6 protein-coding genes are annotated in these 6,777 nt (G+C 70.8%); all 6 read left to right on the plus strand.

The genetic code is table 11. From position 1 onward, the window contains the following. Positions 1-421 precede the first annotated feature (421 nt). The 6 genes from ACFWWR_RS26635 (at position 422) to ACFWWR_RS26660 (ending at position 6,693) form a co-directional block, all read left to right on the plus strand. Positions 422-904, plus strand: a complete 483-nt coding sequence (locus tag ACFWWR_RS26635; protein ID WP_003953493.1) for a CarD family transcriptional regulator — start codon at positions 422-424, stop codon at positions 902-904. A gap of 257 nt (positions 905-1,161) precedes the next feature. Continuing rightward, a complete protein-coding gene (gene ispD / locus ACFWWR_RS26640; protein ID WP_383866573.1) occupies positions 1,162-1,914 on the plus strand; it encodes a 2-C-methyl-D-erythritol 4-phosphate cytidylyltransferase in 753 nt (250 codons plus the stop codon). After that, complete coding sequence (ispF, locus tag ACFWWR_RS26645; RefSeq protein WP_383866571.1) at positions 1,904-2,398, plus strand: 2-C-methyl-D-erythritol 2,4-cyclodiphosphate synthase; 495 nt, start codon at positions 1,904-1,906, stop codon at positions 2,396-2,398. Before ispD ends, ispF begins: the two co-directional genes overlap by 11 nt. An 82-nt stretch (positions 2,399-2,480) precedes the next feature. Then, positions 2,481-3,881, plus strand: a complete 1,401-nt coding sequence (cysS, locus tag ACFWWR_RS26650) for a cysteine--tRNA ligase (RefSeq protein ID WP_383866569.1) — start codon at positions 2,481-2,483, stop codon at positions 3,879-3,881. Positions 3,882-3,980: 99 nt separating this feature from the next. Next, positions 3,981-4,922: a 23S rRNA (guanosine(2251)-2'-O)-methyltransferase RlmB gene (rlmB, locus tag ACFWWR_RS26655; protein WP_383866567.1), complete on the plus strand. Its 942-nt coding sequence runs from the start codon at positions 3,981-3,983 to the stop codon at positions 4,920-4,922. Between the two features lie 118 nt (positions 4,923-5,040). Further along, positions 5,041-6,693, plus strand: a complete 1,653-nt coding sequence (locus ACFWWR_RS26660) for a DoxX family membrane protein (RefSeq protein WP_384305674.1) — start codon at positions 5,041-5,043, stop codon at positions 6,691-6,693. Positions 6,694-6,777: the final 84 nt, after the last annotated feature.

A 6,777-nucleotide genomic window follows, 5' to 3' on the forward strand; every position in this document is an offset into this window, starting at 1 on the left:
CCCGCGCTTGTCCGGCATTCACATAAGTACCGCTGACCGCGCGGCGGGAATTTTCCGTGAAGGAATCCGTGAACCCCGGAATTGATCACGGTCCGGCTGGTCGGGCACCCCTGTGATCAATTTCGGATTCGTCTCGTACCCGACTCCGCGCACCGAACGGAGTAGCGGAAGTCGCACGCTTGGAAGCGGACATATGGGGATGTTCCGCCACTTGGAGGGGTCTCCGAGTGTGTGTAACGTACGCGTTTCACCTCCGGCGGACAGCCGCTCCGACCTGCGAATACATTCTTCCGCTCGCCCCGCGCAGCACGTTCCTGTTGCTGTTGTCAAGCCCCGAGATATGCCCTGACCTGCGGAAACGCCATTCAGAACCCGCAGTTTCCGTGTTACTCTGGATAGCCACGGAAGGGGTACCTGTCACATGACGTTCAAGGTTGGCGACACCGTGGTCTATCCCCATCACGGGGCCGCGCTGATCGAGGCTATCGAAACTCGCCAGATCAAAGGCGTGGACAAGACCTACTTGGTTCTGAAGGTCGCCCAGGGTGACCTGACGGTGCGTGTGCCAGCGGACAATGCGGAGTTCGTCGGCGTGCGTGATGTGGTCGGTCAGGATGGGCTGGACCGGGTCTTCGAGGTGCTGCGCGCGCCGTACGCCGAGGAGCCCACGAACTGGTCGCGTCGTTACAAGGCAAACCTGGAGAAGCTCGCCTCCGGCGATGTCATCAAGGTCGCGGAAGTCGTGCGTGACCTGTGGCGTCGTGAGCGCGAGCGCGGACTCTCCGCCGGTGAGAAGCGCATGCTCGCCAAGGCCCGCCAGATCCTGGTGAGCGAGCTCGCGCTCGCGGAGAACACGAACGAGGACAAGGCGGAGGCCCTGCTCGACGAGGTTCTCGCGTCCTGACGCCGGCGCAAGCCAGCCTCAGCACATTTGAATGCCGCGGTGCCCGATGACGTATTCCCCGTCGCCGGGCGCTGCGGCATGTTCGTACTCCGGCGCCGTAAGCGTGTTCATCTCGGGGGAAGTCCCCCGACACTCGGTGTGCCGGGTCCGGGTATGGGGCTCGACCAGGGTCACGGAAGGGTTCCGGTCAAGCTGTCGTACCCGGCACGCTGAGGCCATACCCACCTAGGCCGAGCACACAAACCTGACAGGAACCGATGTCTGACGTTTTGCCTCCCTCGCCTACGGCTGCCCGCACGGCGGCCGTGATCCCGGCCGCCGGCCGAGGCGTGCGCCTGGGCCCGGGCGCCCCCAAAGCGCTACGCGCGCTGAACGGCACCCCCATGCTCATCCACGCACTCCGCGCACTGGCCGCCTCCCGGGCGGTGTCCCTCGTGGTCGTCGTCGCCCCGCCCGACGGCGCGGCCGAGGTCAAGTCCCTGCTCGACGCGCATGCCCTGCCCGAGCGCACCGACTTCCTCGTCGTCCCCGGCGGCGACAGCCGTCAGGAGTCCGTGAAGCTCGGCCTGGACGCCCTGCCGCCCGAGTACGACATCGTGCTGGTGCACGACGCGGCCCGCCCTCTGGTCCCGGTCGACACGGTGGACGCCGTCATCGAGGCCGTACGAGAAGGAGCCGTGGCCGTGGTCCCGGCGCTGCCCCTCGCGGACACCGTCAAGGAGGTCGAGCCCGCCGCGACCCCGGGTGAGCCGGAGCCGGTGGTGGCCACCCCGCGGCGGGACCGCCTGCGTGCCGTGCAGACCCCCCAGGGCTTCGACCGGGCCACCCTGATCCGCGCCCACGAGACGGTCACCGACGCCGTCACCGACGACGCGGGCATGGTCGAGCAGCTCGGCCTCACGGTCGTGACCGTCCCCGGCCACGAAGAGGCCTTCAAGGTCACCCGTCCGCTGGACCTCGTCCTCGCGGAGGCGGTCCTGGCCCGCAGGAGGCTCAACGATGGCTTCTGAGGCACCCCTGCTTCCCCAGGTCGGCATCGGCACCGACATCCACGCCTTCGAAGAGGGCCGCGAACTGTGGTGCGCCGGCCTCAAGTGGGAGGGCGAGGGGCCGGGCCTCGCCGGCCACTCCGACGCCGACGTCGTCGCGCACGCCGCCTGCAACGCCCTGTTCTCGGCCGCGGGCCTCGGCGACCTCGGCCGGCACTTCGGCACCGGCCGCCCCGAGTGGTCCGGCGCCTCCGGGGTGACCCTGCTGACGGAGGCCGCCCGGATCGTCCGCGAGGCCGGCTTCACCATCGGCAACATCGCCGTACAGGTCGTAGGGCCCCGCCCGAAGATCGGCAAGCGCCGCGACGAGGCCCAGAAGCTCCTCTCGGAGGCGGCCGGCGCCCCGGTGTCGGTGTCCGGCGCGACCACCGACGGTCTCGGATTCCCCGGCCGGGACGAGGGCCTCATGGCGGTGGCGACGGCCCTCGTGGCGCGGAACGGCTGACAGAGCCGACCGCCGTCACGAATGTGTCCCCCTTGGCAGGAATGGGCGCAAGGCACTGCCCTGCGCCTACTACCCTGGACTCGTGACTATTCGCCTGTACGACACCAGTGCCCGGCAGATCCGTGACTTCGCCCCGCTCCAGCCGGGTTGTGTCTCGATCTACCTGTGTGGCGCCACGGTGCAGGCGGCACCGCACATCGGGCACATCCGCTCGGGCCTGAACTTCGACATCCTGCGCCGCTGGTTCGAATACCGCGGCTACGACGTCACGTTCATCCGCAACGTCACCGACATCGACGACAAGATCATCACCAAGGCGGCCGACCAGGGCCGCCCCTGGTGGTCGATCGGTTACGAGAACGAGCGCGCCTTCAACGACGGCTACACGGCGCTCGGCTGCCTGCCCCCGACCTACGAACCGCGCGCCACCGGCCATGTCACCGAGATGGTCGAGATGATGCGCGGACTCATCGAGCGCGGCCACGCCTACGAGTCCGACGGCAACGTCTACTTCGACGTCAGGTCCTTCCCGGAGTACCTGCGTCTGTCCAACCAGGAGCTGGACAACCTGCTCCAGCCCTCCGGCGACGGCGAGACCGGCAAGCGCGACCCGCGGGACTTCGCCCTGTGGAAGGCGGTCAAGCCCGGCGAGCCCAGCTGGGAGACGCCGTGGGGCCGGGGCCGCCCCGGCTGGCACCTGGAGTGCTCGGCGATGGCCCACAAGTACCTGGGCACCGTCTTCGACATCCACGGCGGCGGCCTGGACCTGATCTTCCCGCACCACGAGAACGAGATCGCCCAGGCCAAGGCCTACGGCGACGAGTTCGCCCGCTACTGGCTCCACAACGCCTGGGTCACCATGAGCGGCGAGAAGATGTCCAAGTCCCTGGGCAACTCGGTCCTCGTGTCCGAGATGGTCCAGCGGTGGCGCCCGATCGTGCTGCGCTACTACCTGGGCACCCCGCACTACCGCTCGATGATCGAGTACAGCGAGGAGGCCCTGCGCGAGGCCGAGTCCGCGTTCGCGCGGATCGAGGGCTTCGTGCAGCGCGTGGTGGAGAAGGCCGGGGGAGTCGTCGAGCCGTCCGCCGACGTCCCGCCCGCCTTCGCCGAGGCGATGGACGACGACCTGGGCGTCCCGCAGGCACTCGCCGTCGTGCACACCACCGTCCGGCAGGGCAACTCCGCACTGGCCGCCGACGACAAGGAAGCCGCCGTGGCCCGCCTCGCCGAGGTCCGCGCCATGCTCGGCGTCCTCGGCCTGGACCCGCTGGACCCGCACTGGGCCGGCGAGGCCGACCGCGGGGACGACCTCCACGGGGTCGTCGACAGTCTCGTACGACTCGTCCTCGACCAGCGGGAAGCGGCCCGTTCCCGCAAGGACTGGGCCACCGCGGACGCCATCCGCGACCAGCTCAACCAGTCCGGCCTCGTCATCGAGGACAGTCCGCAGGGGCCCCGTTGGAGCCTCGGCCCGCGCTGACGCTTTCTTGATCGATTGTGCCGCCCGGCCATCCGGGCGGCACACTGCATATACGTACACACGCACGCTTCGGCGCAGTAGAGAACAGACGGGTAGGTCATGGCAGCCAACAACCGCCGCATGTCCGGCAAGAAGGGCGCGCAGGTCGGCAGTGGCGGCCAGCGACGCAGGGGCCTCGAGGGCAAGGGCCCGACCCCGCCCGCCGAGATGCGCAAGGGACACAAGAAGAACCGCGTGGCCAACGCCAAGGCGAAGCAGACGGTACGCCGTCCCGCGCAGCGCGGCCGGGGCGGCAAGGGCACCTCGGAGATGGTCGTCGGCCGCAACCCCGTCGTCGAGGCGCTGCGCGAGGGCGTGCCCGCGGTGACGCTCTACGTCCAGCAGTTCATCGACAACGACGAGCGGGTCCGCGAGGCGCTCCAGCTCGTCGCCGAGCGCGGCGGCATCCACCTCATGGAGGCCCCCCGCCCCGAGCTCGACCGCATGACCAACGGCCTCAACCACCAGGGCCTGGTCCTCCAGGTCCCGCCGTACGAGTACGCGCACCCCGAGGACCTCGCGAACGCCGCCTACGACAAGGGCGAGGACCCGCTCATCGTCGTCCTCGACGGCGTCACCGACCCGCGCAACCTCGGCGCCGTCGTCCGGTCCGTCTCCGCCTTCGGCGGCCACGGCGTGGTCGTCCCCGAGCGGCGCGCCGCCGGCATGACCGCCGGCGCCTGGAAGACATCGGCCGGTGCGGCCGCCCGTACGCCCGTCGCCCGTGCCACCAACCTGACGCGCGCCCTGGAGGCGTACAAGAAGGCCGGCATCGCGGTCGTCGGTCTCGCCGCCGACGGCGAGGCCGAGATCGGTGACCTGGAGGCACTGTCCGGGCCCGTCGTCATCGTCGTCGGCAGCGAGGGCAAGGGCCTGTCCCGGCTCGTCGGCGAGACGTGCGACCACCGGGTGCGGATCCCGATGCCGGGCGGCGCCGAGTCGCTCAACGCCGGTGTCGCGGCGGGCATCGTGCTGTACGAGGCGGCACGGCGACGCGCCTGAGCGGTTGTTCGACGTAGTCACCCACACGGGGTGTTCCTGGCGTCAAGGACAACCTTGACGGGGTCCGGACAGATCCGCCCAGTCAAAGCAGTGTCCTAAGCACACGTCACTCGGTTAGATGAGTGTGGACACCAGAACACCCCGCACACCCACGGGGGACGGCCCGTCGGGCTTCGACGACGCTCCCGCGCTGAGCATGGTGAAGGTGCCGAGCGATCCGGCGCAGATCATCGTCAATCATGCGAGCTTCCGCGTGCAGTTGGGCGCGTCGACGGGACGTACCCAATCCCCGCGGATCGCCCGGCACTTGACCACCGACGGCACCGCCCGGATCCCCGCGGTCCGGGCCGCGGCAGGCAGACCCGGCGCGGCCGCGGGCGCCCGCCGCCAACCCGTCGTCTGGAGCGGCAAGTCCGACCCCGACGACACCGGCGCCCACCGCCTGCTCCAGGCCGTGCGGGGCGGCAGCGTCCGCCACGGCGAGGAACCGGCCGCCGACGCCGGAGCCACTCAGGTCATCCCCCGCGTCGACGTCAACGGCGGCTATGACGACGGCCGTTACCCCGACGACGGCTACGGCGACCTCGCCCAGACCGTCGAGACCCCGGTCGTCGGCGCCCAGCGCAGGCACGACCCCGACGGCCCCCGGCTGCTGCCCCACATGCGGACCGTGGGCAGCGTCGACGACGAACCCGCCTACAGGGGCGAGGAGTTCGAGGGGTACGAGGACGGCGGCGCCGACCGGAGCCACCGCGCCAAGCGCCACAGCGACGACCCCGCCCGGCACGCCTACTACCCGGGCCGCCGCATGAACCTCGGCGTCGTCCTCCTCCCGCTGCGCCTCTTCCTCGGCTGCATCTCCATCTACGCCGGCATGGGCAAACTCTGCGACCCCGTCTACTTCGACGGCGGCGAACGCGGCTCCATGGTCAAGTGGCTCAACACCCTGCACCCCTGGGAAGTCGCCGAACCCCTGCGGCAGTTCGCCCTCCAGCACCCTGTCGGCGCCGGACTCGTCATCGCCTTCCTCCAGGTCATCGTGGGCGTCCTCACGATCCTGGGCTGCTGGCAGCGCGTCGCCGCGGTCGTCGGCGCCGGTCTGTCCGCCGCGCTCCTCGTCACCGTCAGCTGGAAGAGCGTCCCCGCCTACGACACCCCCGACATCATCTTCCTCGCCGCCTGGTCCCCGCTGATCATCGCCGGCGCCCCCGTCTACTCCATCGACGGCCGCCTCGCCGGCGGCGCCTGGCGGCGCCTCGGGCCTCGCGCCGACATCTGGGACCTGCGCCACTACGTCCTGCGCCGCGGCGCCCTCATCACCGTCATCGCCGCCGGCCTCACCCTGCTGGTCGGCTCGCTCCTCGGCGGTGCCGTCCGCGACGCCGACCGCGTCGTCGTCCCCGGCCCGGGCGAGGCCCCGCGCAACGAACTGCCCGGTTCCCCGCTCCCGCAGGACCCCGCCAAGCGGCAGAAGAAGACCCCGTCGGCCTCCAGTTCGCCGACCCAGGGCGCCACGACCGGCCCTTCCGCCGGCACGACCGCCACCCCGGGCGCCACCCGCGACACCGGCACCGCCACCGGCGGCTCGCCCAGCCAGACCCAGGGCACGACCGGCCAGGCTCCACCGCAGCAGTCCTCCCCGGCCCAGCAGGCCCCCAGCACCAGCTCCGGCCCCACCTCCGGCGGCAGCGCCAGCGGGGGCTCCTCAGGCGGCTCCGACGGCGGAGGCTCCTCCTCCCAGCCGGGCCTGGTGGGCGGCCTGTTGGGGTAACGGAGCCGGTGGGCGGGATCGTGGGCACGCCTGCCGGCTGAACATCCGGGCCCGTACGACGACGGGGGCCCCGCACTTCAGAAG

It is taken from the genome of Streptomyces sp. NPDC058678 (assembly GCF_042714835.1).
Taxonomy (GTDB): Bacteria; Actinomycetota; Actinomycetes; order Streptomycetales; family Streptomycetaceae; genus Streptomyces.

Coding starts and splice junctions, on each gene's coding strand:
- ispF (WP_383866571.1), top strand. CDS start 1,904: ATGGCTTCTGAGGCACCCCTGCTTCCCCAGGTCGGCATCGGCACCGAC.
- ispD (WP_383866573.1), top strand. CDS start 1,162: ATGTCTGACGTTTTGCCTCCCTCGCCTACGGCTGCCCGCACGGCGGCC.
- ACFWWR_RS26660 (WP_384305674.1), top strand. CDS start 5,041: ATGAGTGTGGACACCAGAACACCCCGCACACCCACGGGGGACGGCCCG.
- rlmB (WP_383866567.1), top strand. CDS start 3,981: ATGGCAGCCAACAACCGCCGCATGTCCGGCAAGAAGGGCGCGCAGGTC.
- ACFWWR_RS26635 (WP_003953493.1), top strand. CDS start 422: ATGACGTTCAAGGTTGGCGACACCGTGGTCTATCCCCATCACGGGGCC.